The 25,980-nt window shown below is 72.8% G+C and carries 25 protein-coding genes and 1 pseudogene; 11 read left to right on the top strand and 15 right to left on the bottom strand.

Translation table 11 applies throughout. The annotated features are described in order from the left end of the window. Nucleotide 1: 1 nt before the first annotated feature. The 6 genes from STTU_RS21890 to ctaD form a co-directional block, all read right to left on the bottom strand. Nucleotides 2–1,084, bottom strand: coding sequence for a CU044_5270 family protein (locus STTU_RS21890; RefSeq protein WP_043255967.1), 1,083 nt, complete (start codon nucleotides 1,082–1,084; stop codon nucleotides 2–4). Then, nucleotides 1,081–1,785 carry an RNA polymerase sigma factor gene (locus tag STTU_RS21885; RefSeq protein WP_007826915.1) on the bottom strand — a complete coding sequence of 235 codons (705 nt, stop codon included), beginning with the start codon at nucleotides 1,783–1,785 and terminating at the stop codon, nucleotides 1,081–1,083. The genes STTU_RS21890 and STTU_RS21885 overlap by 4 nt, the downstream gene beginning before the upstream one ends. A gap of 82 nt (nucleotides 1,786–1,867) precedes the next feature. Beyond that, nucleotides 1,868–2,593, bottom strand: a complete 726-nt coding sequence (locus tag STTU_RS21880) for a TetR/AcrR family transcriptional regulator (RefSeq protein WP_234019293.1) — start codon at nucleotides 2,591–2,593, stop codon at nucleotides 1,868–1,870. A 144-nt stretch (nucleotides 2,594–2,737) separates the two neighbouring features. Continuing rightward, the gene (locus STTU_RS21875; RefSeq protein WP_007826905.1) at nucleotides 2,738–4,909 is read right to left on the bottom strand and encodes an ABC transporter permease; all 2,172 of its coding nucleotides are present in this window, start codon (nucleotides 4,907–4,909) and stop codon (nucleotides 2,738–2,740) included. Nucleotides 4,910–5,643: 734 nt separating this feature from the next. Next, nucleotides 5,644–6,210, bottom strand: coding sequence for a hypothetical protein (locus tag STTU_RS21870; RefSeq protein ID WP_234019292.1), 567 nt, complete (start codon nucleotides 6,208–6,210; stop codon nucleotides 5,644–5,646). Beyond that, nucleotides 6,207–7,853 carry a cytochrome c oxidase subunit I gene (gene ctaD / locus STTU_RS21865; RefSeq protein WP_052862399.1) on the bottom strand — a complete coding sequence of 549 codons (1,647 nt, stop codon included), beginning with the start codon at nucleotides 7,851–7,853 and terminating at the stop codon, nucleotides 6,207–6,209. The genes STTU_RS21870 and ctaD overlap by 4 nt, the downstream gene beginning before the upstream one ends. A 985-nt stretch (nucleotides 7,854–8,838) precedes the next feature. Here ctaD and STTU_RS21860 point away from each other — a divergent pair. After that, nucleotides 8,839–10,449, top strand: a complete 1,611-nt coding sequence (locus tag STTU_RS21860; protein WP_043255965.1) for a GAF domain-containing sensor histidine kinase — start codon at nucleotides 8,839–8,841, stop codon at nucleotides 10,447–10,449. Nucleotides 10,450–10,583: 134 nt separating this feature from the next. Here STTU_RS21860 and STTU_RS21855 read toward each other — a convergent pair whose 3' ends face one another. Further along, entirely contained in the window at nucleotides 10,584–11,075 is a 492-nt protein-coding gene (locus tag STTU_RS21855; protein ID WP_007826886.1) for a winged helix-turn-helix transcriptional regulator, read from the bottom strand. A gap of 100 nt (nucleotides 11,076–11,175) precedes the next feature. On the opposite strand from STTU_RS21855, the gene STTU_RS21850 reads away from it, so the two are divergent. Continuing rightward, nucleotides 11,176–11,931, top strand: a complete 756-nt coding sequence (locus tag STTU_RS21850) for an SDR family NAD(P)-dependent oxidoreductase (protein ID WP_007826884.1) — start codon at nucleotides 11,176–11,178, stop codon at nucleotides 11,929–11,931. A gap of 262 nt (nucleotides 11,932–12,193) precedes the next feature. On the opposite strand, the gene STTU_RS21845 is transcribed toward STTU_RS21850, so the two are convergent. The 3 genes from STTU_RS21845 to STTU_RS21835 all read right to left on the bottom strand — a co-directional run bounded on the left by STTU_RS21845 (nucleotide 12,194) and on the right by STTU_RS21835 (nucleotide 13,928). After that, nucleotides 12,194–12,901 carry a response regulator gene (locus STTU_RS21845; RefSeq protein ID WP_052862536.1) on the bottom strand — a complete coding sequence of 236 codons (708 nt, stop codon included), beginning with the start codon at nucleotides 12,899–12,901 and terminating at the stop codon, nucleotides 12,194–12,196. A 305-nt stretch (nucleotides 12,902–13,206) separates the two neighbouring features. Continuing rightward, the gene (locus STTU_RS21840; RefSeq protein WP_052862398.1) at nucleotides 13,207–13,704 is read right to left on the bottom strand and encodes a hypothetical protein; all 498 of its coding nucleotides are present in this window, start codon (nucleotides 13,702–13,704) and stop codon (nucleotides 13,207–13,209) included. Continuing rightward, entirely contained in the window at nucleotides 13,701–13,928 is a 228-nt protein-coding gene (locus tag STTU_RS21835; protein ID WP_043255960.1) for a hypothetical protein, read from the bottom strand. The genes STTU_RS21840 and STTU_RS21835 overlap by 4 nt, the downstream gene beginning before the upstream one ends. Before the next feature lie 194 nt (nucleotides 13,929–14,122). Here STTU_RS21835 and STTU_RS21830 point away from each other — a divergent pair, with 194 nt between their 5' ends. Together STTU_RS21830 and STTU_RS21825 are read left to right on the top strand one after the other, a co-directional pair. Continuing rightward, the gene (locus STTU_RS21830) at nucleotides 14,123–14,965 is read left to right on the top strand and encodes a helix-turn-helix domain-containing protein (RefSeq protein ID WP_043255958.1); all 843 of its coding nucleotides are present in this window, start codon (nucleotides 14,123–14,125) and stop codon (nucleotides 14,963–14,965) included. Then, the gene (locus tag STTU_RS21825) at nucleotides 14,947–15,147 is read left to right on the top strand and encodes a DUF397 domain-containing protein (RefSeq protein ID WP_043255956.1); all 201 of its coding nucleotides are present in this window, start codon (nucleotides 14,947–14,949) and stop codon (nucleotides 15,145–15,147) included. The genes STTU_RS21830 and STTU_RS21825 overlap by 19 nt, the downstream gene beginning before the upstream one ends. 149 nt (nucleotides 15,148–15,296) lie before the next feature. Here the strand turns inward: STTU_RS21825 and STTU_RS21820 are convergent, their stop codons facing one another. Both STTU_RS21820 and STTU_RS21815 read right to left on the bottom strand, forming a co-directional pair. Next, nucleotides 15,297–15,836, bottom strand: coding sequence for a hypothetical protein (locus tag STTU_RS21820; protein WP_007826874.1), 540 nt, complete (start codon nucleotides 15,834–15,836; stop codon nucleotides 15,297–15,299). A gap of 2 nt (nucleotides 15,837–15,838) precedes the next feature. Further along, nucleotides 15,839–16,513, bottom strand: a complete 675-nt coding sequence (locus STTU_RS21815) for a DUF6313 family protein (protein ID WP_234019291.1) — start codon at nucleotides 16,511–16,513, stop codon at nucleotides 15,839–15,841. Between the two features lie 148 nt (nucleotides 16,514–16,661). Here STTU_RS21815 and STTU_RS21810 point away from each other — a divergent pair, with 148 nt between their 5' ends. From STTU_RS21810 to STTU_RS35935, 3 genes are all read left to right on the top strand, one after another. Beyond that, entirely contained in the window at nucleotides 16,662–16,907 is a 246-nt protein-coding gene (locus tag STTU_RS21810; RefSeq protein WP_009065470.1) for a hypothetical protein, read from the top strand. A gap of 284 nt (nucleotides 16,908–17,191) precedes the next feature. Then, nucleotides 17,192–17,539 (top strand): hypothetical protein, encoded by a 348-nt coding sequence (locus STTU_RS21805; RefSeq protein WP_043255954.1) that lies wholly within the window; start codon nucleotides 17,192–17,194, stop codon nucleotides 17,537–17,539. A 177-nt stretch (nucleotides 17,540–17,716) separates the two neighbouring features. Further along, entirely contained in the window at nucleotides 17,717–19,507 is a 1,791-nt protein-coding gene (locus STTU_RS35935) for a helix-turn-helix domain-containing protein (protein ID WP_007826868.1), read from the top strand. 103 nt (nucleotides 19,508–19,610) lie between these two features. Here the strand turns inward: STTU_RS35935 and STTU_RS21795 are convergent, their stop codons facing one another. After that, nucleotides 19,611–20,282, bottom strand: a complete 672-nt coding sequence (locus STTU_RS21795) for a peroxiredoxin-like family protein (protein WP_043255950.1) — start codon at nucleotides 20,280–20,282, stop codon at nucleotides 19,611–19,613. A 133-nt stretch (nucleotides 20,283–20,415) separates the two neighbouring features. Here STTU_RS21795 and STTU_RS21790 point away from each other — a divergent pair, with 133 nt between their 5' ends. From STTU_RS21790 to STTU_RS21780, 3 genes are all read left to right on the top strand, one after another. Further along, a complete protein-coding gene (locus STTU_RS21790) occupies nucleotides 20,416–21,045 on the top strand; it encodes a TetR/AcrR family transcriptional regulator (RefSeq protein ID WP_010267563.1) in 630 nt (209 codons plus the stop codon). A 365-nt stretch (nucleotides 21,046–21,410) separates the two neighbouring features. After that, nucleotides 21,411–22,757: a diaminopimelate decarboxylase gene (locus STTU_RS21785; RefSeq protein ID WP_043255946.1), complete on the top strand. Its 1,347-nt coding sequence runs from the start codon at nucleotides 21,411–21,413 to the stop codon at nucleotides 22,755–22,757. Between the two features lie 391 nt (nucleotides 22,758–23,148). Further along, on the top strand, nucleotides 23,149–24,648 hold the full coding sequence (locus STTU_RS21780; RefSeq protein ID WP_007826862.1) for an amino acid permease: 1,500 nt from the start codon (nucleotides 23,149–23,151) through the stop codon (nucleotides 24,646–24,648). Between the two features lie 163 nt (nucleotides 24,649–24,811). Here STTU_RS21780 and STTU_RS33355 read toward each other — a convergent pair whose 3' ends face one another. Next, nucleotides 24,812–25,255 (bottom strand): SMI1/KNR4 family protein, encoded by a 444-nt coding sequence (locus STTU_RS33355; RefSeq protein ID WP_078519022.1) that lies wholly within the window; start codon nucleotides 25,253–25,255, stop codon nucleotides 24,812–24,814. After that, nucleotides 25,255–25,476: a deaminase domain-containing protein gene (locus STTU_RS36220; protein ID WP_078519021.1), complete on the bottom strand. Its 222-nt coding sequence runs from the start codon at nucleotides 25,474–25,476 to the stop codon at nucleotides 25,255–25,257. Before STTU_RS36220 ends, STTU_RS33355 begins: the two co-directional genes overlap by 1 nt. Before the next feature lie 142 nt (nucleotides 25,477–25,618). On the opposite strand from STTU_RS36220, the pseudogene STTU_RS36215 reads away from it, so the two are divergent. After that, nucleotides 25,619–25,795, top strand: a pseudogene (locus STTU_RS36215) (tyrosine-type recombinase/integrase); the annotation flags it as partial. Between the last annotated feature and the right edge of the window lie 185 nt (nucleotides 25,796–25,980).

The following is a 25,980-nucleotide window of genomic DNA, read 5'->3' as shown; positions in this document are numbered from 1 at the left end:
CTCAGCTCTCCTCCGCGCCCCCGTCCCCGGTCACGTCCGTCACCTCGGCCGGGCGCACGCCCGCCTTGTCCGCCACGCCCATCGCCAGGACCGCCGTGCTCGCGAGCAGCGTCCCTTTGCGGCCCACCGGCTTGTCCTGCGTCAGGTACGTGCGGGAGCCGAGGAAGCGCAGGTCCTCGTCGAAGACCCACTCGGAGCGCTCCGCGTACTTCTTGTCCTCGCGCGCGATGCCGATCCCCGTACGCCCCTTGCCGTCGTGCGCGTCAGGGGCCGTGACGACGCCGGGGATGCGTGCGGCGGCGCGGTAGAGCGCGGCGGCGGTCCTCGGCGGCAGGAGCCCCGAGGCGAGGCCGCCGATGCGCTCGAAGACGGCCTGGTCCCGCGACTGCCCCTCCTCCTCCGGCGTCTTCGCGTAGAGGTACTTCAGGAGAGCGTCGGGGTCGGTCGGGAGCGCCGCGAGCCACTTGTAGGTGGCCCGGTCGATGCCCACGGGGGTGCCGCCCTCGTCGCCGAGGAACGCGTTGGTCCAGTACGTCTCGCCGTCCTCGCGGACGAGGGCGATGTGCTGCACGCGCCCGGGGTCCTGCGTGGCCCAGGACTCGCGCACGACCGGCGGCCCCATGACGGCCTTGCCGCTCGTCTCGTCCGCGCCCCGGTCCTCGCTCTTTACGTACACGAACTGGTCGTCGCGCACGCTCAGCGTCCGGCCGTCCAGCGCCGCGTCCGAGATGCGGCCGAGCAGCACGCTCGCCTGCCGCGCGTGGGCGCCGCCGCCCGCCTGGAGCGTTCTCGTGGTGCCGCCGTGGTCCTGGCCGCCCAGCGTGAGCCCGGCGGTGAGGGCGCCCGCGAGGGCGAGGGCGGCGACGGGGGCCACGATGGCGGGGCGCAGGACGCGTCGGCGGCCGGGGGTCCCCGTTTCCGCCGTACGCACCGTGTCGTCGTCGATCTGTCGCATGAGTCGTTCCTTGTGGTGGAGCGTTCGCTCGGGCGCGAGGTCCCACTCGGGCGGGGGCGGCAGCAGCCGGGCCACGTCATCGGCCTCGCTCCGGTCCGCTCCGGTCCGGGACGGGTGGGTGTCGGTCATCGGTTCTCCTCCCGCACGGGCAGGGCCACGAACGCGGCCCTGCCCTGTACCTCTCCGGTTCCGCGTCCCGGTTCCGTTCTCTCTTTCCACACGGCCCTGTCGGCCTCGGTCCGTACGGTCCCGGCCCCCGGCACGCCCTCCCTCAGCTTTTCGCCCTCACTCAGCTGCAGGAGTCGTGCCCGCGCCCGCGAGAGCCGCGACCGTACGGTGCCGACCGGGACGCCGAGCGCCTCGGCGGCCTCCGCGTAGTCGAGCCCCGACCACACGCACAGCGTCAGCACCTCGCGCTCCTTGCGCCGCAGCCGGTGCAGCGCGGCGTGCACGGCGGCGAGGCGGCGGGCGTCGTCGATGCGGCCCGCCGCCTCGGGGGCGAAGTCGGGGACGTGCGGCGGGGGCGCGCTGCGCGCGAGGAAGGCGAGCTTGCGGCGCCGGGAGCGGTTGCTGTTCTCGGCCTTGTGCGTCGCGATGACGAGGAGCCAGGGTCTGAGCGAGCCGCCGTCCGGCTCGACGCGTTCGCGGGTGCGCCACGCCGTCAGGAAGGTCTCGGCGGTGACGTCGTCGGCCGCCGACCAGTCGCCGGTGAGGCGCAGGGCGTGGTTGTAGACGGCGCGCGCGTGGTCCTCGTACAGCTCGGTGAATGCCCGGCGGTCTCCGGCCCGTACGCCACGGCGCAGAGCGCCCGCCTCTTCTGTGTCCCTCACATCAGGTTCTCTCCGCGCCCCGCGCCGGGTTCCCGTGACGTGCGCCACGTACGGGGCGGCGGCGGGCGGGAGCCCGGGACTGTCAGAGCGGCAGGCCCTCCGAGGCCGCGCGGAGTCCCCGGCGGAGCAGGTCACGGCGGCGGGGGTCGTCGGACGGCTCGCACCACGCCGCCTCCTGCTCGACGACCGCGAGGGTCGCGAGGAGCATCGCGGCGTGCACCTTGTCCTCCAGGCCCGCGCCGTCCCGGCCCTCGCGCGCGGCGAAGGCGGCGGCGATGCCGGACTGGAAGGTGAAGGCGGCCTGGTGGGCGACCTTGCGGAGCGCGGGCTCGTCGCGGGTCAGGCGGGTCGCCTCCCTGACGAGCCGCCCGACCTCGGGCGTCATCTGGTCCTGCCACGGCTCGCCGAGGAGCAGCGCGCTCACCGGCTCGCCCGGCGGCAGTGCGCGCAGGCGGTGCGCGAGCCCTTCGGCGGCGAGTGTGAAGAGGACGGTGACGGCCTCCTCCTTGGAGGGCACGTACCGCCACAGGGTGCGCAGCGAGATGCCGACCTCGGCGGCGATGTCGGCGGCGGAGGTCTGCTCGACGCCTCTGTCACGGAAGAGGTGCACGGCCGCGCGGGCGATCTCCAGCCGCACCTCGCGCCGCTTCACCTCGGAGAGCGAGGGCCGTCCGGGCTTGCGGGCGGCGGGGGCGTGCTCGGCTTCCGGGGACGCGGGTACGGCGGAGGGCCGGGGCGCGGCGGGGGGCTCGGCCGCGGTGGGGGCGGTTCGCCCCGTACGCCCTGTTGTCCCTGGGCTCTCGGGCATGGTGGCGGCCCCTTCGCTGTCCTGCGGGTTCCCGTCCTCGGTACGGGACACCCTAGCTTCCGGCGTACGGGGCGGCCCTCCGGCCGGGACCGCCCCGTACGTCCCGTCACCCCGCGCGCACCGGACGGGCCCGTGCGGCGCCGCTCACCGGAGCGCCTCCGCGTTCGCCCCGGGGGCGGGTTCCGCCGCGACGAGGGCCGCCGGGTCCGTGAGGTCCTTGTCGCGGTCGCGGCGGTGCTGGAAGAGGTCGAGCGCGACGTTGAGCACGAGGGCCGCGCCGCCCCAGAGCGCGAGCGTGCCGAGGTGGCCGCCGATGCCGTCGGCGCCGAAGTAGAGGACCGAGCGGATCGACTCGACGACGGCGGGCAGCGGCAGCACTCCGTGCAGGGCCTGGAAGAAGCCCGGGACCATGTGGAGGGCGACGCCGCCGTTCGAGGCGGGCACGCCGAGGAACATCATGAGCGTCACGACGGGGATCACGGCGAGCGGGCCGAGGAAGCGCGCGAAGACCGCCGTGACGAGCGAGACCGTGAAGACCATGAGCGCGCCGAGGCCGAGGATCTGCCACGCGTGCCCGTGCACGGCCCCGATGGCAGGCCCCGCGAGCAGCCACACCGCCGTGGCCATGAGCACGGCCCACCCCGCGAGCACGGGGAGCAGCCTGCGTATCCGCAGGAGTTCGCGCGCGGCGGCGGACATGATCGTGACGACGATGAAGCCGGACATCGTGAAGCCGATGGCGAGGTAGAGCGTGACCGTGCCCATGCCGTCGTGCGCGGGCAGCGGCGCGAGGTCGATGTTCTCCGTCCGGACGCCCTGCTGGGCCGCGATCTGCCCGAAGGTGCGCTGGACGACCTGTTGCTGGCTCATCCCGGCGCCCCCGGCGGAGAGGATCTGCGCCTTCTCCCCGGGAGCGGGGAGCACGTACGCGCCCGCTATCCCCCGGTCACGGATCTGCCGCTTCGCCTCGTCGGCGCTGGTCAACGGGCGGATGTCGAAGGAGGAGCCGAGCGACTTCTCCAGCCCCTGAGCGGTCTGCTCGGCGGCCTGCGCGCTGTCGGCGACGACGGCGACGGGGAGGTCGCGCGGCAGCGGCTTGTGCATGCCGCTGAGCATGAGACCGACCATCAGCACGACCATGAGGAAGGGGAAGGCGCCGAGCATGACGTACTGGACGGCGGGGTGGGGGGCCTTGCGGGCGGCGGGGGCTCCCGGGGTACCGGCGGCGTCCTCCCCCGTGCTTGTGGCCGCGTCCGTGCCCGTACCGTCCGTCCTCCCCTCGGCTTTGCGCCGCTTGAGCAGGTCGACGCCCGCCGTGAGGAGGAGGGCGGCGAGCGCCCAGATGCCGAGCGTCAGGAGGTGCACGCCCGCGCCGTCGCCGTCGAAGTAGACGATCGCGCGCAGCGCCTCTCCTACGGCGGGGAGCGGCAGGACGTGGTGCAGGAAGCCGAAGAAGCTGGGCATGGTGTGGATCGAGAGGGCGAGGTTCGAGGCCGGTACGCCCAGGAACATGAAGAGGGTGATGCCGGGGATCACGGCGATCGGCCCGAAGAGACGGGTGAGGAACGCCTGCGTGAGGCCGACGGCGAAGATCCCGAGGAAGGCGGTGCCGAGGACTTCGGGGGCGTGCCCGCTCACCGCCCCGATGACCGGCCCGGCGAGGGTCCAGATGACGACGCTCATGAGCGCGCTCCATCCGGCGAGCACGGGCACGAGCTTCTTCAGCCGCATGAGCCGGGGCATGCCGGAGCTGGCGACGGTGACGGCCATGTACCCGGCGAGCATCGCGCCGACCGACAGGTAGAGCACGCCCATGCCGCTCTGGTCGTCCTGAGGGAGCGGGGCGACGTCGTGCGCCTCGACCGTGAGGTGGCTCGCGGCGGCGACGGGGGTGAGGAGCTGGCTGACGGTCATGGTCTGCGAGGCCCCGGCGGCCTGCGCGGTCCAGAGCTGGGCGGTCGTGCCGCCGTTGCCGTCGCTGTCGGGGGTGCCGGAGTTGTCGGAGGTGTCGGAGTTGCTGGGCAGGACGAGGGCGCCCGCGATCTCGCGGTCGTGGAGTTGCCGCTTCGCTTCGTCGACCGAGCGGAGCAGGCGCGCGTCGGCGGGGGAACCGTCGGCGGCGTCGAGCGCGGCGACGCTCCGTTCTGCCTGTGCCCCGCTGCCGACGACGGCGACGGGGAGGTCATGGGGCTGGGGCGCGTGCATCGCCGAGACGTAGATGCCGACGAGCAGCATCACCATCACGAACGGGAACGCGAAGACGAAGCCGTACCGGGCCGCCTTCGCGGCGCGCGGCGTGGCGCCGGCCTCTGACATGAGCTCTCCTAGCGCTTGCCCGGCGGCGCACGACTGAGCGAATCGCGGCGCGGACCGGTGAGCAGGGGGTGGGTACCGGCGAGCGGGGACGGAACCCGCCCGCAGCCCGTGCGGGGCCTGCCACGGAGAGACCTCCGCAGGGGAACGCGGGACCCGGCGTGCCTCAGTTTATGGCACGCCGCGCCACAGTCGACACCAAGCGCCAGCAAATTCATCCCGGGGGTCGGCCGGGGGTGAGGCGATGGGGCGCCCTTGGGGGATACCTCGGGAGTGAGTGAGCACTCACCCATCCGCAGAACTTCACGCACAATTAGCCACTCATTGGAGTGAGGGCTGTAACGAATTTCCCGAAGTTATCCACAGATTCGCCGTTCTGGTCGGGAGCGGCGAGGCGGAGCCGGAAGAATTGATGGCAGCGGGTGGCCCACCTCCCCTTTGGGAGGGTGGGGTCTGTCGCGTTCGGGAAACGACCGCCCGACGCGAGGCCCCCCGAGAAGACCACCCCCACCACAAGCCCCGCTCCCCGCAAACCCCACCTCAAGCCAGCCCCTTCCCCTCCTCCTCACCCGCCCCCGCCCCGCTCACCCCCAAGCGAACCCCGAGTCCCCAGCACCCTCACGCGCGCACCCCAGCCCCCTAACACTCCACGCCCAGAACCCCGCCGACATCGTCCGGACGCCGAGCGCCTGAACCAACGAGCCCGGCAGGCCCGGTACGGGCAGAACGGCCCGCCCTCACCGCCTTAGCCACCCTCGCCACCCCCGTCCGTCCACCGCAACCACACCCCCCACACCCCCTCGCCCCCTCACCGTCACGACCGCCCCAGCAAGGGTGCAAGCCGCGAGGGCTACGGGGGCCGCCACGACGGGCGCCGCCCCGAGCGCTCCCCGCGCGTGAATCCACGTCAGCGCCATGCCTGTCGCCGTCGCCAGTGTCAGTCCGACGGCGATGATCGCGCCGACCGCGCGGTGCGGCGCGTGCCGTACGTCCGGGCGTGCGTCGAGGGCCGCCCAGCATGCCGCGTCCTCGCGCGCCTCGCCCCTGGCCCGTACCCACGCCGCGAGCCGCAGCGCGACGCAGGCGAGCGTCCCGGCGCCCGCCACCGCGAGCGGCGCCCCCGTCAGGAGCAGTGCCGCAGCGAGTCCCGCCGTGCCCCAGCCGCTCAGGCAGGCCAGCGCGGCGAGGCGCCGGGACACCGGGCGGTCTGCGCCTGCCCGCAGGTCGACGAGCGCCGGTACATACCAGACGCAGCCCGACGCCGTGAGAGCGCCCAGCGCCAGGCCGGGCACGACCGCGCTCACCGAACCGCCCCCGCTTCCTTCGCTTCCGCCGCCGCTCCCGCCCCCACCAGGGCGTTCTCGCGCTGGTCCCGCGCCGCGATGTCCGGGTGGTGCAGGTCGAAGGCCGGGGACTCGCTGCGGATACGGGGCAGCTTCACGAAGTTGTGGCGTGGCGGCGGGCAGGACGTGGCCCACTCCAGCGAACGCCCGAAGCCCCACGGGTCGTCGGTCTCGACCCGCTTTCCGTACTTCGCTGTCTTCCAGATGTTGTAAAAGAACGGAAGGAACGACAGACCGAGCAAGAACGATCCGATCGTGGACACGGTGTTGAGGGCCGTGAAGCCGTCCGCCGCGAGGTAGTCCGCGTACCGTCTCGGCATGCCCTCCGCGCCGAGCCAGTGCTGGACGAGGAACGTCGCGTGGAAGCCAGCCGTCAGCGTCCAGAAGGTCAGTTTCCCGAGGCGTTCGTGGAGCATCTTCCCCGTGAACTTCGGCCACCAGAAGTGGAATCCGGCGAACATCGCGTACACCACCGTGCCGAACAGCGTGTAGTGGAAGTGCGCGACGACGAAGTACGAGTCCGAGACGTGGAAGTCGAGCGGTGGCGCGGCCAGGATGACACCGGTCAGGCCCCCGAAGACGAAGGTCACGAGGAAGCCGACCGCCCACAGCATGGGGGTTTCGAAGGAGAGCGATCCCTTCCACATCGTGCCGATCCAGTTGAAGAACTTGACGCCCGTCGGCACGGCGATGAGGAAGGTCATGAAGGAGAAGAACGGCAGCAGCACCCCGCCCGTCACATACATGTGGTGCGCCCACACGGTCACCGAGAGACCGGCGATGGCGATCGTGGCACCGATCAGGCCCACGTAACCGAACATCGGCTTACGGGAGAAGACCGGAATCACCTCGGAAATGATCCCGAAGAACGGCAGCGCGAGGATGTACACCTCGGGATGGCCGAAGAACCAGAACAGGTGCTGCCACAGCAGCGCCCCGCCGTTCGCCGCGTCGAAGACGTGCGAGCCGAACTTGCGGTCGCATTCGAGCGCGAAGAGCGCGGCGGCGAGCACCGGGAACACGATGAGCACGAGTACGGCCGTGAGCAGCACGTTCCACGTGAAGATCGGCATCCGGAACATCGTCAGCCCCGGCGCACGCATGCACACGATCGTGGTGATGAAGTTGACCGCGCCCGCGATCGAGCCGAAGCCCGAGAGCGCCACGCCCATGATCCACAGGTCCGCGCCGAGACCGGGCGAGTGCACGGCGTCCGAGAGCGGCGCGTAGAGGAACCAGCCGAAGTCGGCAGCGCCACCAGGCGTCAGGAAACCACCGGCCGCGATCAGCGAACCGCACAGGAAGAGCCAGAAGGCAAGCATGTTCAGTCGCGGGAAGGCGACATCAGGCGCGCCGATCTGGAGCGGCATGATCCAGTTCGCGAAGCCGGTGAAGAGCGGCATCGCGAAGAGCAGCAACATGATCGAACCGTGCATCGTGAACGCCTGGTTGAACTGCTCGTTCGACAGGATCTGCATCCCCGGGCGGGCGAGTTCGGCGCGCATCACGAGGGCGAGCACCCCGCCGACGACGAAGAAGACGAACGCGGAGACCAGGTAGAGCGTGCCGATCTGCTTGTGATCGGTCGTGGTGAGCCAGCCCACCCAGCCGGGCCGAACCGGCTTCGACGCGACGGCCCCCGGGGCGACGGCCCCCGGGGCGACAACCGCTGCTCCACCAGACCCCGCTCCACCAGACCCCGCACCACCCGCCGCCTCCCGCGCGGGAGGCGGCGCTCCCGCCGTACCCGCGCCCCCGGCGGTCCGCTCCCGCCGCTCCTCCGTCCGCCGCCGCGAATCCCGCCGCGCGTCCCGCCCCGCATTCCGTCGCGAGTCCCGCTGCCGCATCTCAAGTGCCTCGTCCACCGGACGGCGACCTTCCTTCCGCAAAGCTGATACGGCCGGAGGGCTCACACGCAGGGAGAGAGTGCGGTGCTCCTCCGGCCGCCCCACATGATCAGCGGCGGCGGAAGCCCGGCGGCAGGGCCGAGCGGACCCCGCCGCGCGGAAGGTTCCGGGCCGGTCGGCGAAGGGCCAGGGGGCCGGTCGGCCTCCCGCCCGAGGGCCGGTCGGCGGACGGTACGGGCCGGTCCACCCCCACCCGTACGGGCCGGTCCACCCCCACGCATACGGGCCGGTCCACCCCCACCCGTACGGGCCCATCCGCCCCCGCCCATACGGACGGTCGCCCCCCGCCGTACAGGAACGGTCGCCCCCGCCGTACAGTGCCGCCCGCCCGTCCCCGCCCATCCCCGCCATCCCCGCTCGGGGCCACTCGGCCTCTGGTCGCGGGCCCGGGGGTGCCACGTACGGTACGAGCATGAGCGAGCCGCACGAGACCAGCCCCGCCGCCGCCGGGGGCACCCCGGGGACCGAGCCGGCCGCCCGCTGCCCGTTCCCGCACGCCGAGCCGCCCCGTACCGGCGACGCGGCAGAACGACCCCGCGTCACGGCAATCGCTGCCCCACCCCGCACCACCCCAACCGCCACCCGGCCCTGCACCACCGGAGACCGCACCCCACCCCGCACCACTACCCCCTCCCCCTTCCCCTCCCGCCCCGCCACCCCCACCCTCGACGTCCCCGACCGCATGCACGCCCTCCTCACCGCTGTGATGGATCTCGGCCGGGACCTCGATCTGCCGCAGGTGCTGCGGAGCATCGTGGAGGCGGCCGTGACGCTCACCGAGGCGCGGTACGGGGCGCTCGGTGTCATCGGTGACGACGGCGCGGGGCTCTCGCAGTTCGTGACGGTCGGGATGGACGCGGAGGTGGAGACGCGGATCGGCCCGGCGCCGTGCGGGCAGGGCATCCTCGGCGAACTGATCAGCCACCCCTCGCCGCTGCGCCTGGACAACCTGACCGCGCACCCGAGCAGTTACGGCTTCCCCGCGCACCACCCGCCGATGCGGACGTTCCTCGGCGCCCCCGTCCGCATCCGCGACGAGGTCTTCGGGAACATCTACCTCACCGAGAAGCGCGGCGGGGGCTCCTTCGACGCCGACGACGAGGCCGTCCTCACGACGCTCTCGATCGCGGCGGGCGTCGCGATCGACAACGCGCGCCTGTACGAGGAGAGCCGCCGCCGCGAGCACCGTCTCGAAGCTCTCGGCGAGATCACCCGCGCGCTCCTCGCGGGCATCGGTACGGACGAGGTGCTGCGGATCGTCGCGCGCCGCGCGATGGAGGTCGCCGACGCCGACCTCGCCACCGTCCTGCTCCCCACCGGCTCCGGTGATCTGGTCGTACGGGTCGCGCACGGCGAGGGCGCGGAGGCGGTACGCGGCGCGGTGCTCCCGGTCGCGGGCTCGCTGTCGGGGCTCGCGGCGGCGGAGCGGGCGCCCGTCGTGACGACGGATGTACGGGTGGACGCGCGCGCCCGGCCGCTGGGCGGCGCGGAGCACGGGCCGGTCGTCGCGGTGCCGTTGCGGGTGGACGCGGCGGTGTGCGGGGCGCTGCGGCTGAGCCGCCGCACCGGCAGGCAGGGCTTCGCGGCGGCCGAGACGGCGCTCATCGACGGTTTCGCCGACCAGGCGGCGATCGCGCTCGAACTCGCGCGCAGGCGTGAGGAGTCGGAGGAGCTGGCGATGCTCCAGGACCGCGACCGCATCGCGCGCGACCTGCACGACGTCGCGATACAGCGCCTCTTCGCGACCGGCATGACGCTCCAGAGCGCGACGCGTTCGATCGCGGACCCGACGGCGTCCGAGCGGGTCGGGCGCGCGGTCGACGACCTGGACGCGACGATCCAGATCATCCGCTCGACGATCCATCAGCTCCGTACGAGCGACGACGACCGGGGCGGCCCCGCCCTGCGCCGCCGCCTCGCGGAGACGGTGCAGCTCGCGGCCCAACACCTCGGCTTCCAGCCGTCGTTGCGGATAGCGGGGCCCGTGGACAGTACGGTGCCGGAGGAGTTGCGGGAGCACGTGCTCGCGGTGACGGCGGAGGCGCTGAGCAACACGGCGCGGCACGCGCGGGCGCACCACGTGGACATCGAGCTGTCCGTCCCGGACGGCGCCGACCGCGTGGTCCTCACGGTCACGGACGACGGCGCGGGCCTCGGCTCGGCCCGCCCGACCGGGGGCTTGCTCAACATGGGTTCGCGCGCGGAGCAGTGCGGGGGAAGCTTCCGCATCGGCACGGGACCCGACGGCCGGGGCACGCGGATCACGTGGACGGCCCCGATGGCGGGCGCGTGAGCGCGCCGTGAGCGCGCCCCCACAGACCGAGCCCGTCCGGGGCAGGGCCCGCTCTCGACCAACCCCCTTCGGATCGCACCCCTTTCGGCCGACCCTCTACCGAGCAGCCGCCTCCCGAATCGGCCCCCTCCCCCTCACCCCTCCGCGCGCTCCGCGTCGTACCGCTCCTGGGCCGCCAGGAGTTCGGCCCCGTGCGCTCCGTACCACCCGATGAGGTCCGTGAGCGGACCGGCCAGACTGAGGCCCAACTCCGTCAGGGTGTAGGTGACTTGCGGCGGGTTGGTCGGGGCGACCTCACGGTGGACGAGTCCGGCCCTGGCGAGTGCCTTGAGGTTCTGGGACAGCATCTTCTGGCTGATCCCGCCGACGCGCGCGTGCAGTTGGGTGAAGCGGTGCGGCCCCGAGACGAGTGCCGAGATGATCAGTGTCGCCCAGCGACTCGTCGTCTGGTCCATGATCGGCCGGAACGCGCACTTCTGGTCGAAGGTGTCGTGAGCGAGGAGTCTTCCGGCGGTCGCGAGTCGCACCGGCTCCGTCATGGCACCCGGCACAGCTCCCCCGCCCGCGTCGCGCCCTCCCTCTTCGGCCGCTTCCTGCGTCGTGTTCTCCGCCAGGGTTTCCGTCATGGCAGGAGCTTACAAAAAAGTACCTCCTTCCGTCAGGTAACCACCTTCCCTACGGTGATCTCACAGGCCCCGACCTCCGGGGCCGAGCGGAGGAGCGACTGTGAGCAGCGACAACACCGGACGTACGGCGGTGGTGACGGGCGCGTCGAAGGGGATCGGCGCGGGGATCGCGAAGGCGCTCGCCGAGAGCGGCGCGGCCGTCGTGGTCAATTACCGGACGGACGCGGAGGGGGCGGAGCGGGTCGTCGCGGAGATCACCGCGAAGGGCGGCAGGGCGCTCGCGGTGCGGGCGGACGTGGCGCAGGGCGAGGAGGAGGTACGGGAGTTGTTCGCGCGGACCCGCGCGGCGTACGGCCCGGTCGACATCCTCGTGAACAACGCGGGCGTCGTCGCCTTCGGCCCGCTGACGGAGCTGACCGAGGAGGAGTTCCACCGCGAGACGACGACGAACATGCTGGCCCCGATGCTGACGACGAAGGCGCTGGCCGCGCAGGAGGACGTCACCGAGGCCTCCGTCGTCAACGTCTCGACGGGCGGCACTCTCAGCCACCCCACGTACGCCTCCCTGTACGTCGCGACGAAGAGCGCCCTGGAGGCGTACACGATCATCGCGGCGAAGGAACTGGGCCCGCGCGGCATCCGCGTCAACGCGGTCCAGCCGGGCGCCTCCGACACCGAGGGCACCCGCGCCGCCGGGTACGTCGGCTCGGAGCTGGAGGCCCGCGCGATCGCGGCGACGCCGCTGGGCCGCAGCGGCACGCCGGGCGACTACGGCCCGCTCGTGGCCTTCCTCGCCTCCGAGGACGCGCGATGGATCACGGGAGCGCTGGTGCTGGCCTCGGGCGGCAGCCGCTGAGCGCCCACCGGGGACGGGTGGGCCGTACGGGAGCGGGAGCCGTACGGCGACGGGCGGACAGCGCGGGAACGGGAGCCGGAGGGGGACCGGCCGACCACCGCGCAACGACAGCCATACGACGACGGGCGGACAGCGCGGGAAGGGGGGCCAGCGAACCATCCGGCAACGGCAGCCGTACGGGGACTGGCGGACCACCCGGCAACGACGGCCCTCCTGAGCCCGGCGGACCACCCGGCAACGGCAGCCCTCCCGAGCCCGGCGGTCACGCCGTCGGGCGCCCCGCGTCCGTCCCCCGCAGCCGCTCCGCGATCATCGCCGCCTGGATGCGCCGGCCGACCCCGAGCTTCCCGAGGATCGACGAGACCCGGTTCTTGACGGTCTTCTCGGCGAGGTAGAGGCGTTCGGCGATCTGCCGGTTGGTGAGGCCGAGGCCGATGAGGTCGAGGATCTCCAGCTCACGCGGCGAGAGCCGGTCGAGTTCGCCGGGCAGGGCGCGGCTCGGCGCGGGCTTCTCGGGCTCGGGCTCGCGGATACGGGCCATGACGCGGCTCGTCATCCGGGGGTCGAGGAGCGAGGTGCCGGTGGCGACGGTCCGTACCGCGTTGAGAAGGTCGGAACCGTTGATCTGCTTGAGCACGTAGCCCGCGGCGCCCGCCATGATGGCGTCGAAGAGCGCCTCGTCGTCGTCGAAGGACGTGAGCATGAGGCACGCCAGCTCGGGCAGTTCGGCGCGCAACTCCCGGCACACCTCGACGCCTTCGTGGTCCCCGCCGGTCGCGCTGCCGAGCCGTACGTCGAGCACGGCGACGTCGGGCCGCGTCGCGGGCACGCGCGCGAGCGCCTCCCGCGCGTCGGCGGCCTCGCCGACCACGACGATGTCCGGCTCCGCCTCCAGGAGATCGCGCAGCCCCCGCCGTACGACCTCGTGGTCGTCGAGCAGGAACACGCGGACGGGCGCGGCGGGCGGCACGGCGCTCACGAGAGGGTCCGGGGGGCGGGTGCGGGGATCATGGCGGGACTCCGGTACGAGGCGGGACGGCCGCCCCGACCGGCGCACCCCAGGGGCGCGCGCCCTCAAGCGGCACGCCCCCAGTATCCCCCGCCCCACCCCCGCCGTCCGGCCCCCGCCCCAGGGCCGAACGGCCCTCGCGCCCCCTCCGCACCCCTGATGGACTTCCCCCACACCCCACACGGGCCACTCCGGAAGAGGCCCGTCACCCCCGACCCCCGGAGCCCCCGTGGGGGCGTCCAACGCGGCGCGGGGCCAGGTCGCGCTCAGGAGGCCGCCTCGCACCTCGCGACCTCGCTCCTCGCGGCCTCGCACCTCGCGGTGGAGGCTTCGCCCTCCCGGCGCAGGTGGTGGCGGAGCAGTCGGGCCAGGTCCTGCATGTGCGCGTACGCGGCGAAGGCGGGCTCCTCGCGCGAGGGCGGCGAATCGAGCAGGGCACGGGCCATGTCGGCGGTCTCCTCCGGCACCCCGGCCCCGAGCAACGCCTCGGCCTGCTCCCGCAGGAGCCGCGTGTAGTGCGCGATGTCCTCGCGGGTGGTCGTGCCGAGGCGGCAGGCGAGGGCGTCCTCGGCGACGGGGAGCGCGGGGGCGGTGGCCGGTTCCTTCGCGTACGTTCCGGGGTCGGGGAGGCTCCGCACCTCGTCGGGTCCCGCGTTCCACTCGCGCCCGCCGCCGAGCGGTCGCAGCCACCAGTACCGCCCGAGCCGTCCCGTGACGATGGCGAGCACTTCGCGCCGCGCGTCCCACACGAGCTCCCCGATCACCGCGCGGCTCCCCGGCAGAGCGCCTCGGCGAGGGCGTGCGCGACGGGTGCGGAGCAGACCCCCAAGTGCACGAGCGCGTACGGCGCTTCCCCGGCCCACGCCCGCCGCACGTCCATGGCGGGCAACTGAATCCCGGCGGCCGTCAGGGCGGACGCGAGGGCGTCCCGGGCGGCCATCGCTTCGCCGAGGCGGTCGGCGTGTTCCTTCTGGGTCTCTTCCCTCATGGCACGTGCTCCTTCGGACGTCGCTCGATATCGGTCATCGACCGTTGCCCGCACACATCGTGGATTACTGTGCGTGGCCCCGGCATTACGAGGTTGCCGCAGGGGAAGTCAGTGAGAGGCGTCACACGGACAGGGCTTCCACCTCCGAAGGCGCAAATTCCACAACCTCCACGCACTCAGGGAAGGAGCCGCCCGTGCCCAACAGGCGCGCGGTCACTGGACGCAGCAGGGAGCCGAGACGCCGTTTCGCGCAGGAGCTGCGTCAGTTGCGCTCCAGTCACAAGGTGACCCTTCGCCAGCTCTCGGACCGGTTGGGCTGGGATTACTCGCTGTTCGCCAAGATGGAGAAGGGCGAGACGCTGGGCGGCCCGGAGGTGGTCGAGGCGCTCGATGCCTTCTACGGGACGCCGGGGCTACTGCTCGCGCTCTGGGAGCTGGCGCTCTCCGACAAGACGCAGTTCAAGGAGCAGTACCGGCGGTACATGCAGTTGGAGGCGGAGGCGGTGAGCCTGTGGCACTACGCGGTGAGCGTGCTGCCGGGGCTGCTGCAGACGAGGGAGTACGCGCGGGAGACGCTCTCTCTAGGAGGCTTGACCGGCGCAGACCTCGAAGGGCAGATAGAGGCGCGTCTTAGTCGGCGCGCGGTCTTGGCCGAGCCGGACGCGCCCCCGTTCAGGGCGATCCTCTCGGAGTCCGTTCTCCGGACCCGCATGACGGATGCCAACGGCTGGCGCGCACAGTTGCAGCACCTGCTGGAGGGAGCGCCGCAGGGGAATGTGACCATCCAGGTGCTGCCTTTCAACGCCGGTCTTTACCGTCTGATGAGCACGGACATCTGGTTCCTGCGACTCCTGGAGGGGGGCACAGTCGCCTACGTGGAAAGTGCTGCGCGTGGGGAGTTGATCGAGCACTCCGAAGCAGTCGAGGCACTTCAACGGCGCTACGATTCCGTGCGGGACCAGGCACTTTCGCCCGGGGAATCGCGGAAGTTCATTCAGTGCCTCTTGGAGGAGACACCGTGCACCACATCGACCTGACCGGGCTCTCCTGGCACAAGAGCTCATACAGCAATGACACCGGTGGAGCCTGCGTCGAGGTCAGCGACGATCTTCCCGCCCTCGTCCCCGTTCGCGACAGCAAGCGCCCCTCCGCCGCCCACCTGGTCTTCCCCGCAGCGCGCTGGGCCGCCTTCGTCGCCATGGTGCGGCAGCAGATCTGATCGCCTGCCTGCCCGAGGGAGCGGGCAGGCCCCGGGCGTGAACACGTCCTGGCCTCCGCCCGAGAGCCCACCTTCCGCGCGCCCCGCGTACACGGGGAATGCCCCGCTCCCCCTTCACGCGCTCCGGAGCCGGTCGTAGACCCCTCGGGTCAGCCCTCCCGGCCACTCTCCCGGCCACCGTCCCGGTTCCGGCGGAAGGGCCAGCGGCGGCCCTGGGGGCGTCCCTCCTCGGCGCCGGGGCCGGGCTCGCGTTCGCGCTCGTACGCGCGCGCGGCGGCGGCCTCCGCCTCCCGCTCGTTCTCGTACTCCCGCTCGTTCTCGTACGCCGCCCGCTCCCCGCGCTCCGCCTCCTCGCCGCGCCGCGTGCGCCGGGGGCGGTCCGGGGGCCTCGGGAGGTAGGGGAGGTCGGGCATCTCGTCCGTGTGGGACCAGACGCGGTACTCCGACTCCCACTCCATCGCCGTACCCGCGGGCTCTGCGGGGCGGTAGTCCTGCTCGGGGACGCCCGCGACCCTGAGCAGGTCGGTGATCATGCGGAGCGTAAGCGGGTCGTCCAGGTACTGGGCCGCGTCCTCCGCGCCCCAGCGCGCGACCGCCTCGGCGGCGCGGGTGAGGCCCTGGGTGCTCGCCGTGGGGAAGGCGAGGGCGAGAGTGGCCTCGATGAGGCCGACGACATCCTCGGAGCGCACGGTCACGACCTCCTGTCGCACACGATGCAGTGGCCGTTGCCGGAGAGCGCGGCGACCCGCAGCGCGATGAGCGCCACGTTCCGCGCCTGGCGCAGACACTCGTGCCGGTCGAGGTCCGCGTACTGCTGCGTCGACATCGTGTCGCGCAGGTAGACCTCCCAGTGGTCCTGTGCCCGCTGCCAGTCGTTGCGATGCGCGACGCGCACGAAGGCGTCCACGAACGCCTGCTGGGAGCCGGTCCCGTAGCGGTAGGGGCGCAGGTCGTCGATCACGCCCGGCGGGGTGAGGCGCTGCTTGAGGCCGCGGCGGCGGAAGAGGCGGTTGCTGGGCTGCTTCTTGACCCGGTCGATCCGCTGCGTGATGACGTGTCCGGCCGCGCCACCGATGATCGCGGGGACGGCGACCCAGCCGATGGCCGAGGCGATCCACAGCAGAGGGTGGCCCACGGGTTCGTCGAGCAGCGTGAACACGCGGTAGACCTCACCGCCCCCGCCGTCGTACCGCGCGGCGAAGAACCACAGCGCGGCGAGCAGCAGCGCCATCGGTATCGCCCGGTCCACGACCCACTGCGTGAGCCCGCGCAGCGCCTTGCGCGAACGGAACACCCTGCGCAGCCGCACCTTCCGGCCACCCGTCTTGGACGGCAGGTCGAGATGCGGCGGGATGGGAATGGGCATGGGCTCCCCCTGGCTCACGCACCCCCGGGACGGCGGGGAAGGAGATTGTGGCCCGTGCGTGGGGAAGGCGTCAAAGCGAGCGGATGTACGAGAGGAAACGGGCGCCCGAGGCGGAATGCCCGCTCGTGGACGGGGCAGACCCCCACCCATGACCACGGACCCGATGGCTCGCCTCGAACTCGCCGCCCACCGACACGCGGAGGCGGCCCAGGCCCTCACCGCCGCGCGCGACGACCTCGTCGTCGAGATCGTCGCCGCGCTCCGCGCCGTCCGCGAGGACCACGCGCTCACCGTCCAGACCGAGACCGACATCGCCCGCCTGACGGGCTGGGAGGTCGCGGAACTCAGGCGCCTCGCACAGGAGGCGGACCTGGTGGGGATGGACCCGGCGTAGGCGGGGACCGGGGTGGGGACGGGCGCGGCCCGTACGGGGACGGGCGCGCGCGCGGGCCGTACGGGGAACGGGCGCGAGCGCGGACCGTACCGGACGAGGCCGGGGCCCGGACCGCCTGCCCCGCCGGACCGCCTGCCCCGCCAGGCCACCGCCCCGCCAGGCCACCGCCCCGATCGGCACCGCGTCCCGCGCGCACCCCGCGCCCCGTAAACCCTTCGCCCCAGCCCCCTCGCCCCCGCTACTTTCGCGTGAAAGGCCCCCTCCCCCGTCACAAGGACCCCGCCATGCGCACCACCACCCTCTGGCGTCCCACCGGCCCCGCCGAGCTGGCCCTGGTGCGCGCGAGCGGGATGCGGGCCTGGCCGCCGCGCCTGCCCGAGCAGCCGATCTTCTACCCGGTGCTCAACGAGGACTACGCGATCCGCATCGCGCGCGACTGGAACGTCAAGCACGACGGCGCGGGCTATGTCACGCGCTTCGCGGTCGCGGCCGACTTCCTCGCGCGCTACCCCGTCCGGCAGGCGGGCGGCGAGACGATCCTCGAACTGTGGGTCCCGGCCGAGGACCTGCCGGAGTTCAACGCGCACCTCGTCGGCCCGATCGAGGTCGTACGGGAGTTCCACGCCACCTGAGCCGGGCCCCGCCGCGTCACCACCCGGCGGGATCACGCCGCGCCACCCGCACGGGGTTCCGGCCACGCCATCCAGCGGGGTCCCGCCCGTGGCCCCGACAGGTCCACCCACGGCCCGCCCTGTGCCGCCCCCCACATCCACCCCCACCAGGCCCCCCGCGTGCGCCACCATGGACGGATGCCGCCCACCCCCGACGACGCACGCGAGCCCGAAGACGCACGTCAGGCGGAAGACGCCCGCGAGCCCGGCGACTCCCCCGGCCCGGAGGACGCCCCCACCCTCGCCACTGTCCTCGCCGCCGGGGCCGGGGAGGCCGTCGAGGTCGTGACCGTGCCGGGCGGGCACGCCGTCCCCGTACGCGGCATCGGCGTCTACGACCCCGGCGAGACCTTCTCGGCGCGCGGCCACGTCCTCGTCGCGACCGGCGTCGACGCCTCCTCGCCCGCCGCCGCCGACGTGCTCCGGGCCGCCGCCCGCGCGAAGGCCGCCGCGCTCGTCCTGCGGCGCGGCGCGGCCGGCCCCGCGCCGCGCCTCCTCGACGTGGCCCGCACCGTGCCCACCGCGCTCCTCACCCGCGCCCCCTGGGTCGAGTGGACCGAGCTGATCGCCCTGCTGCGGGCCGGGCTCGCGCAGAGCGGCGGCGCCGAAGGCCCGCACGCGGAGGTGCCGCTCGGCGACCTCCCCGCGCTCGCGAACGCCTTCGCGACGCTCGTCGGCGGCGCCGTCACGATCGAGGACCCCGAGTCCCGCGTCCTCGCCTACTCCCGCACCGAGAACGGCGCCGACCCGCTGCGCCGCCTCACGATCCTCGGCCAGCGGGTCCCCCGCTGGCGGCTCGCGGAGCTGGGCGCGAGCGGCTTCCTGCGCACGCTGTGGACGAGCGACGACGTCGTGCACCGCCCCGCCGAGGAACGCTTCCCCGAGCGCCTCGCGATCGCGGTGCGGGCGGGCGAGGAAGTGCTCGGCTCGCTGTGGGTCGCGGCGGACGGCACGCCGCTCGGCCCCGGCGCGCGCCGGGCGCTGCGCGAGGCGGCGCGCACCGCGGCCCCGCACCTGCTCCACCACCGCCTGCGCACCCGTACGGGCTCGACGCGCCGCACCCAGGCGGTACGGGCCCTCATCGACGGCACCGCCGACGTCCCCTCCGCCGCCGCGACCCTCGGCCTCGCCCCGCACACCCCCTGCGTGGTCCTCAGCGTCCTGGTCCTGCCCGGGACCGGGCAGTCCGACCCGGCCCGCGCCCTCCACCTCGCCGCTCTCCAGGCCACCGCGCACCACCCCGCCGGGCTCACGGTGCGCGAGGACGACCGCCACCGCCTGGACGTCCTGCTCCCGCTCACCCCGCACCCCGCGGAACAAAGCCGCGCCTCGCAGCAGGGCCGCGCCACGGAGCAGCCACGCCCCTCCGGGCAGCCCCGACCCTCCGGGCAGCCCCGCCCCGAGGACCCCGGGCGGGACGCGAAGCGCCTCGGCAGGGAGCTGGCGGCGGCGGTACGGGGCGCGGGCGCGCGGCCCCTCGTCGCGATCGGCTCCGTACGCGAGGAACTGGCCGGGGCGGCCGCGTCCCGCCGCGCCGCGCACCTGGTGCTGCGGGTCCTGGGCGCGCGCGAGGGCCTGCCCGAGGTCGCGGGCGAGGAGGACATACGGGCCGCGCTCGACGCCCTCCGCGTCACGGACGCGGTCGCCGCACTGACCCCGCCGCCCGACGGCCCCGTCCGTGCGCTCCTCACGTACGACGAGGAGCACCGCACGGACCTCGCCCGCACCCTCGCCGCGTACCTCGACCGCTTCGGCGACGTCCCGGCGACGGCGAAGCTCCTCGCCGTGCACCCCAACACCCTGCGCTACCGCCTCCGCCGCCTCCACGACCTCTTCGGCGTCGACCTCGCGGACCCCGACACGCGCCTCGTCGCGGAACTGGGCCTGCGCGCGGCGGGCTTGCTGCCGTGGGCGGCGGCGCCGCACTGAGCCATAGGGTGTGGGCGTCCCGCCTCGTGGACGCGCGCCGCGGGGACGCCCCGCGCGCTCCGGGCCCCGCCTCGTCGGCGCCCGACGCGGGAGCCCCGCCACGTCAGCCCGACACGCCCCCGAGGTGCCGGTCCACCGCCTCCACCAGCGCCTCCGGCTCCGTGCGCGTCGTGTAGTCGGGGTGCACGTCGATCCACCGCACGACCCCTTCGGCATCGAGGACGACGGTCGTCGGCATGGGGATCGCCCCCGTGCCGTCCGCGTTCGCCGCCGCGACGTCGATGCCGAGCGCGCGCTGCGCCTCGCTCGCCGCCGGGGCGGACTCCGTGAGGATGCCGAGCGCCGCCGCGAGCTTGTTGCCGGGGTCGGAGAGCACGGTGAACGTGAGCGCGTTGGTCTCGGCCGTCGTGAGCGAGCCGTCCGGGCGCTGCGGGCTCACCGCGAGGAGCCGCACGCCGCGCGCGTCGAGCGCGGGCCGCACTCGCTCCTCGTACGTGCGCAGCGTGAGGTTGCAGTACGGGCACCAGGCGCCCCGGTAGAAGACGAGGACGGCGGGTGCGCCACCGCGCGCGGCGGCGAGTGTCGTCGGCTCGCCGTGGCCGTCGAGGAGGTCCGCGTCGGGGAGCGGGGTGCCGGGGGCGGGAACGGCTGCGGGGACCGGCGTCACGGCGAGCGCGGCCTGTTCCTCGGCGAAGGGGCGCAGCGCCTCGGCGGGCGCATGGGCGGCCAACTGGTCTTGCAGGGCGGCTACTTGGGCGGCGATGGACTCGGGCACGACAGACCTCCGGCACAGGGTTCGGGCTGGTCACCGGACGACCGGCCCTTGTGCTGCCATGGTTCGTCGCGGAAAATGGGTTGTCCATACCAGAAAATTTCTCCCCGGCGGAGATCGTGGAGGCGAGCCCGTGATGCCGAACCACCCGCGCGGCGCGAAGTCCCCGCGCCTGACCCCGAAGGGCCGCGCCACGCGGGAGCGGATCGTCGCGGCGGCGGCCCGGCTCATGACGCGGCAGGGCGTCGGCGGGACGACCCTGGAGCAGGTGCGCGAGGCGGCCGAGGTGAGCGGTTCGCAGGTGTACCACTACTTCGCGGGCAAGCAGGACCTCGTCCGCGCGGTCGTCGCGTACACGCGCGGCGACGTCCTGGAGATGCAGCAGCCCCTCCTCTCGCACCTCGACTCGCTCGCGGGCCTGCGCGCCTGGCGCGACGGGATCGTGGCGCACCAGGTGTCGCTGGGCTGCCGGGGCGGCTGTCCGCTCGGGGCGCTCGGTGCGGAGGTCGCCGAGCACGACGCGTTCGCGCGCGGGCTCGTCGCGGAGGCGTTCGACCGCTGGGAGGACGAGATCAGGGCGGGCCTGCGCGCGATGCACGAGCGCGGCGAGTTCACGCCGGGCACCGACCCCGACGCCCTCGCCCTCGCGCTCCTCTCGGCACTCCAGGGCGGCCTCCTCCTCACCCAGATCCAGCGCGCGACCCTGCCCCTGGAAACGGCGCTCGACACGACGCTGGCGTACATCGGGACGCGGGTACGGGGCTGAGGACGGCCGCCGGGCGGGGGTCCTGCGCCCACAGGGGCCGGGCCCGCAGGGTCCGCGCCCGCAGGGGTCCCGCGCCCTCAGGCGCCTCGCCCGCAGGGGCCTCGCGTTCGCGGACGAGGCGGAGCCGCGCGCAAGGCGGGACCTCGCGCCCGCCTTGTGCTCCTGTACGAGACAGACCCCGCCCCTTCTCACTTCCGCACAACCCCCCGTCCCCTCCCCCGCCGCTCTTGTCCGCCCGTACGAGGGGCATGGGCGCGACGTGGGCCGATGCGCCGCAGACGGGGCGCGCGCGGGTGCCGGAGAGTGGTGCCCGTACCGCTGGAAGGACCGCGGCACTGACCGGCTCTTGGCGAGGAGACCCGACGATGGAACACGACTCCCTGGCCCGCAGGCACGCGGCGCTGCGCGAGGCCGCGCGCGCCGGGCTCGTCGGCCCGGACGCCCCGGTGGCGGGCTTCGTGGACGTGACGGGGGTGCGCGAGGCGGCGCGCGAGCTGCGCGCCGCCTTCGCCGGGCCCGCGCCCGTCCTGCACACGTTCGCCGTGAAGGCGGCCTCGCTCGTGCCGGTCCTGGAGCTGCTGAACGAGGAGGGCGTGGGCTGCGAGGTGGCGAGTCCGGGCGAGCTGGAACTCGCCCGCGCGGCCGGGGTCCCCGCCTCCCGCATCGTCCTCGACTCGCCCGCCAAGACGGTCGCCGAGCTGCGCGACGCGCTCGCGCACGGCATCGCGGTGAACGCGGACAACCCGCAGGAGCTGGCCCGTATCGACGCGCTCCTCGCCGAGGGCCCGACCGACTCGCCACTCGGCGTGCGCGTCAACCCGCAGGTCGGTACGGGCTCGATCGGGGCCATGTCGACGGCCACGGCGACGTCGAAGTTCGGCGTGGCGCTGCGCGACCCGGGCGCGGAGGACTGGCTCGTACGGCAGTACGTGGAGCGCCCCTGGCTCACGCGCCTGCACACGCACACGGGCTCGCAGGGCGTCGCCCTGGAGCTGATGGCCGAGTCGGTGCGGATCGTGTACGGGCTCGCCGAGCGCATCAACCGCGAGGTGGGCAGGCAGCAGGTCGACACGATCGACATCGGCGGCGGCCTCCCCGTCAACTTCGAGGGCGAGGAGATCACCCCGCGCTTCGCCGCCTACGCGAAGCTCCTGCGCGAGACGGTCCCCGGCCTCTTCGACGGCCGCTACACGATCGTCACGGAGTTCGGCCGCTCGCTGCTCGCGAAACAGGGCTTCGTCGCGGCGCTCGTCGAGTACACGAAGACGTCGGGCGGGCGCCGCATCGCGGTGACGCACGCGGGCGCGCAGGTCGCGACCCGTACCGTCTTCGTCCCGGACTCCTGGCCGCTGCGCGTCGCGGCCTTCGCCTCCGACGGCACGCTGAAGGAGTCCCCCGACCTGGTCCAGGACGTCGCGGGCCCCTGCTGCTTCGCGGGCGACCTCGTGGCCCGCGCCCGCACCCTCCCCGAGCTGTCCCCCGGCGACCTGATCGCCCTGTGGGACACGGGCGCCTACTACTTCTCCACGCACTTCGCCTACAACAGCCTCCCGCGCCCGGCGGTCCACGGCTTCTGGACCGACGACGAGGGCCGCACGCGCTTCGCGACGATCCGCCGGGGCCAGTCCCTGGCGGAGCTGCTCGCGGAGAGCGGCGCGGCGGAGTCGGGAGCGCTGAAGGGCGCGGGCGAACCGCCGCTCGTACGCCGCTGAAAGGCGTGGCCGCTCGTACGGGGCTGAAAGGCGCCGCTGCCCGTTCGGGGCTGAAAGGCGCCGCTCCCGTACGGGGCTGAGAGCGTGGCCGCTCGTACGCCGCCGAAAGGTGTGGCCGCCCGTTCGGCGCGAGCCGCCTTCGCCCACCCCCCTGACCTGCGCCGACCCCCACAAGTGCATTCCACACCTACCAATCGGTAGGGTGCTGCGGGTCCGGTGCGTCCGGTGCGCACCCCCGTGCGTCCCTGACCCGCCCCCCACCCGGAGAACGACCGGCACCTCGCCGCCGTCCCCCGCCCCCTGCCACCGGTGCGCCGCCGTCCCCCACGGCGCCGCGCGGTGCGGGCGGGCGCGCGGCAGTGCCTCTTGGCAGTACGGAGCGAAACCCCCCATGCAACAAGGAAGCCCCCGAGCGACCGCGTCCCCCGGCACCACCCCGCCCTCCCCGTCCGCCCCGTCCTCCGTCGTCGCCGAGGACGGCTACGCGCCGGGGCTGCGCCGCCGCCAGGTGCAGATGATCGCCGTGGGCGGCGCGATCGGCACGGGACTCTTCCTCGGCGCGGGCGAACGCCTGCACAAGGCCGGCCCGTCCCTCGTCGTCGTCTTCGCCGTGACCGGCCTCTTCGCGTTCTTCATCGCGCGGGCGATGGGCGAGCTGGTCATGCACCGGCCCAGCTCGGGGTCCTTCGTCTCGTACTCGCGCGAACTGCTCGGCGGCGAGAAGGCGGCGTACCTGGCGGGCTGGATCTACTTCCTGCACTGGATCTGCTCGGGCATCGCGGAGATCACGGCGGTCGCCGTCTACCTCCACTACTGGAGCGCCTTCCGCGACATCCCGCAGTGGACGCTCGCCCTGGTCGCGCTCCTGGTCGTCCTGGGCGCGAACATGATCTCGGTGCGGTGGTTCGGGGAGTTCGAGTTCTGGTTCTCGGTGATCAAGGTCGCGGCGATCGTCGCGTTCCTCGCGATCGGCTGCTGGCTGCTCGCGAGCCGCCACCCGATCCAGGGCGAGGCCGGGGGCCCGCGACTCATCACGGACCACGGCGGGATGCTGCCGCACGGTTTCGTCGCGGCGATCGTCATCACGCAGGGCGTCGTCTTCTCGTACGCGGCGATCGAGATGGTCGGGATCACGGCGGGCGAGACGCACGACCCGCGCAAGGTCATCCCGAAGGCGATCAACTCCGTGTCCTGGCGGATCGTGGTCTTCTACGTGTGCTCGGTGCTCCTCCTGGTCCTGCTCCTGCCGTGGACGGCGTACAGCGGCGCGGAGTCGCCGTTCGTGACGCTCATGAGCAAGGTGGGCATCCCGGGAGCGGACGGCATCATGAACTTCGTCGTCCTGACGGCGGCGCTGTCCTCGTGCAACTCGGGCCTGTACTCGACGGGCCGCACCCTGCGCTCGATGGGCCTCGCGGGCTCGGCCCCGCGCTTCACGACGAAGATGAACCGCCGCCACGTCCCCTTCGGCGGCATCCTCCTCACGGCCTCGTGCTACCTGGCGGGAATCGTCCTCAACTACCTGGTCCCCGACCGCGCCTTCTCGATCGTCCTGAACTTCTCGGCGATCACGATGATCGGCACGTGGGCCATGATCATGCTCTGCCAACTGGCCCTCCGCCACCGCGTCCGCACCGGCCGCGCCCCGGACCCCGGCTTCCGCCTCCCCGGCGCCCCCTTCACCTCCTACCTGACCCTGGCCTTCCTCCTCCTGGTGGTCGTCCTGATGGCCTGCGACGGAGACATAGGCACCTGGACAGTGGCCTGCACCCCACTGATCGCCCTGGCCCTGTGCGCCGGCTGGTACGCGGTCCGCAGCCGGGTCAACACATTGGCGGGGAACCGGAAGTCAGCGGGAATCCCGGACCAGCGGGACGCCACCGAGGGCTGAACCCCAGACGGAACACCCGACCTCACGACGAGGACGTCAAGAGCACGCCTCCGGTTTCGCATCGTCCACCGCCAGCGCCCCCACCTACCGGCGGCACACACGGAGGCCCTGCCGAAGCCCGCACGGCAGGACCTCCTCCAGACGACGGCGCCAATCGAGCGCATCAAAAACCTGGATAGGCGTTCGAGTATTCAGCGTTCAGGAACTCCGTGAAAGAGCTCCACCGCATCATTGGAGCAGGCTCACCTTCCATATAGAGGGAGACAGGAGGATCCTGCGACCCCATCACCTCCATCCAATAGACCTGATACCCCTGACGGATGGCGAACACAACAGCACCTTGAGGCAGATCCATTCCTCCGACATTACTGGCGAAGAATTCATCAGAAGCCCGCCGCATATCAAGGACCCTGGGGAAGAAAGCGTCAGTCCCACGCAATATCCGACCAGCACTGCGCCCCATCAGGGACAGAAACTGCTCGTATCGCTCCGGAAGCCTCTGAACGCCCCACAGCTCACGAAGACTTTCAATTTCCGTGCCGGTCAGCCCCACAACGGAATCAGGAGCCTTTCCGGCGACCGAAGCGATCTCAGAGATGGTGAGCACTAGCCCTCTCCCGTCGAAATATTGATCCGAACGCCAGGAAACTTCTGCCTAAACTGATCGATCAGCCCACTACAACTATCGCAGACCGGGCGCTCCGAATACATATCTATCTTCCCTTTAGCGCCAGGAGCAAGGCGCTGCGTCAAAGTTTCAAAGATATGAGTCTCCGAGTCATAAGGGCGAGTTTCCCTCCGAAGGCTGCATCGCCGTCCCCGCCTAATGCATCAATTTCCCAAGATCCACCAGTAGCTATAGCTACAGCAGGAACGCCAGGCGACCGGAACGGGCTGGACAGCCAGCAGGCTCGCCTTCGCCACGCCGAACGGCAGGCCGCTCGAGTCAAACAACCTCACCCGCCGTTTCCGCTACCTCCTCCGCAAGGCCGGACTCCGGAGGATCCGCTTCCGCGACCCCCGCCACTCGACCGCCAACCTGCTCTTGGAACAGGGCGTCGACCTCGTCGGCATCAAGGAATTCCTCGACCACACCCACATCGGCCTGCCCGCAAGCGTCTACGCTCACGTACGCTTCCGCCTCTAGCGCCAGGCCATCGACACTCTCAGCAACGCACTCTGCCCAAACAGCCCCCATGACGGCACGGTTGCCGCGCCGTAACTCTGCACCGCCTCCAGCAGCGTCGACGTCCCGCAACATGCCTTACGGGGCGTCGACGTTCGCCTGCGTTGCCGTCAAACACCGATATCTACTGCTCGAAAAAGACGGGC

The organism is Streptomyces sp. Tu6071, assembly GCF_000213055.1.
Classification (GTDB): Bacteria; Actinomycetota; Actinomycetes; order Streptomycetales; family Streptomycetaceae; genus Streptomyces; species Streptomyces evansiae.
This window is presented reverse-complemented; position numbering and strand designations above follow the sequence as displayed.